The organism is Roseateles sp., from assembly GCF_049240545.1.
Taxonomy (GTDB): Bacteria; Pseudomonadota; Gammaproteobacteria; order Burkholderiales; family Burkholderiaceae_C; genus Paucibacter_A.
The window spans coordinates 17,992-20,568 of sequence record NZ_JBMLSK010000224.1 but is presented as its reverse complement, the minus strand read 5'-3'; the positions used below and the strand labels follow the sequence as shown (position 1 = coordinate 20,568).

Genomic DNA, 2,577 nt, shown 5'->3' with positions numbered 1-2,577 from the left:
CACCGGCATCAGCGGCGCGGTCAGCAGCAGCAACAGCTTGGTCGGCAGCCAGGCCAATGACCAAGTGGGCGTTGACCTCGTCACAGCGCTGAGCAACGGCAACTTTGTCGTGCGCTCCTCTAGCTGGAACAACGGCAGCAATGCCAGCGCCGGCGCCGTCACCTGGGGCAATGGCAGCACCGGCATCAGCGGCGCGGTCAGCAGCAGCAACAGCTTGGTCGGCAGCCAGGCCGGTGACCAAGTGGGCGGTAACGGCATCACGGCGCTGAGCAACGGCAACTTTGTCGTGAGCTCCTCTAGTTGGATCAACGGCGGCAATGCCAACGCCGGTGCCGTCACCTGGGGCAATGGCAGCACCGGCATCAGCGGCGTGGTCAGCAGCAGCAACAGCCTGGTCGGCAGCCAGACCAATGACCAAGTGGGCGAGCACGGCGTCACGGCGCTGAGCAACGGCAACTATGTCGTGCGCTCCTCTAATTGGAACAACGGCAGCAATGCCAGCGCCGGTGCCGTCACCTGGGGCAATGGCAGCACCGGCACCAGCGGCGTGGTCAGCAGCAGTAACAGCCTGGTCGGCAGCCAGGCCGATGACTACGTGGGCGGTAACGGCATCAATGAGCTGAGCAACGGCAACTATCTCGTGCGCACAACCTCCTGGGATAGCGGCAGCAATGCCAACGCCGGCGCCGTCACCTGGGGCAGCGGCAGCGCTGGCGTCAGCGGCGTGGTCAGCAGCATCAACAGCCTGGTCGGCAGCCAGACCGGTGACCGTGTGGGCTCGAGCGGCATCACGGCGCTGAGCAACGGCAACTATGTCGTGACCTCAGTGCTCTGGGATAGCGGCAGCTTTGCCGACGCCGGCGCCGTCACCTGGGGCAACGGCAGCACCGGCATCAGCGGCGTGGTCAGCAGCGGCAACAGCCTGGTCGGCAGCCAGGCCGATGACCGAGTGGGCGGTAACGACATCAAGGAGCTGAGCAACGGCAACTATGTCGTGCGCTCCGCACATTGGACGAACGGCAGCAATGCCTGGGCCGGCGCCGTCACCTTGGGCAATGGCAGCACCGGCATCAGCGGCGCGGTCAGCAGCAGCAACAGCCTGGTCGGCAGCCAGGCCAATGACCGGGTCGGGTCAGGCAGGGTGATTGCGCTCATAGACGGGCGGGCTCTGGTCGGCTCGCCCATTTGGTCAAACAGTCGAGGTCGGGTTGACATCCTGAGTTTCGCGGCGGGCAGTGACAGCTTCAGCAATGGCCACAACTACGCGCTCACGCCGGGCACCGACAGCAAGCTGCTGGCCAGCGACCTGACCGCGCTGCTCAACGCGGGCACCAACGTCACGCTGCAGGCCAATAGCGACATCTCCGTCTCCACCGCCATCAGCGCCAACAACCCTGGCGGCAACGGCGGCGCGCTGGCCCTGCATGCGGGCCGATCCATCCTGATCAATGCCAACATCAACACCGACAACGGCAATCTGACGCTGATCGCCAATGACACCACCGCCCACGGCGTGCTGGACGCGCACCGCGACAGCGGCAATGCGCTCATCACCATGGGCGCGGGCAGCAGCATCGATGCCGGCAGCGGCGCGGTGAGTGTTCGCCTGCTCGACGGCGCGGGCAAGACCCACACCGCCAGCGGCGACATCACGCTGCGCACCATCAGCGCCGCCAGCATCGAGGCCATCAACACCGGCCCCACAGCCGGCAGCGGCATCACCCTGGCCAGCGGCTCGCTGACGGCCAGCACCGGCAGCGGCGATGGCATCGTGCTCGCGGGCAAGGACTTCACCAACAACGCCGGCGCCAGCGCCTTGAGCACCCCGGGCGGCGCACGCTGGCTAGTCTGGAGCGGTGACGCGAGCGCTGACACGCGCGGCGGCCTGAGCTATGACTTCAAGCAGTACAACGCCAGCCAGGCAAGCAGCACCGTATTGGGCAGCGGCAATGGCTTCCTCTACACGCTGGCACCTACCCTCAGCGCCAGCCTGACCGGCAGTGTCAACAAGGTCTATGACGGCAACACCACCGCCACGCTGTCTGCGAGCCACTTCAGCTTCAGTGGCGCGGTGGAGGGCGACAGCGTGAGCCTGAACGGCGGCGGCCTCAGCGCGAGCTTTGACAACCGCAACGCCGGCGCAGGCAAGACCGTGACCGCCACGGGGATCAGTTTCAGCGCCAGCCAAGGCAGCGCTGCCGTGTACGGCTATACCCTGACAAGCAGCAGCACCAGCGGCGCTATCGGCAGCATCAACCAAGCCCATATCAGTGCCATCACCGGCATCACGGCCGCCAACAAGGTCTACGACGGCACAACGGCCGCCACGCTGAACAGCGGTGGCGCCGCCTTCACAGGCAAGATCGGTAGCGACGTTTTGAGCGTCGCCACCGCCAGCGGCGCCTTCGCCAACAAGACGGCCGCGAACGGAAAAACGGTCAGCATCACCGGCCTGAGCCTGGGCGGCGACGATGCGGGCAACTATGTGCTGGACTCGAACACCGCCAGCACCACAGCCAACATCGACAAGGCCCACATCAGCACCATCACCGGCATCACGGCCGCCAACAAGGTCTA

1 protein-coding gene is annotated in these 2,577 nt (G+C 66.0%); it reads left to right on the top strand.

Annotation, left to right across the window (positions count from 1 at the left end; genetic code table 11):
• Positions 1-2,577: beta strand repeat-containing protein (locus ACOVRJ_RS15745; RefSeq protein ID WP_422044792.1), on the top strand; the 2,577-nt coding region annotated here is incomplete at both ends.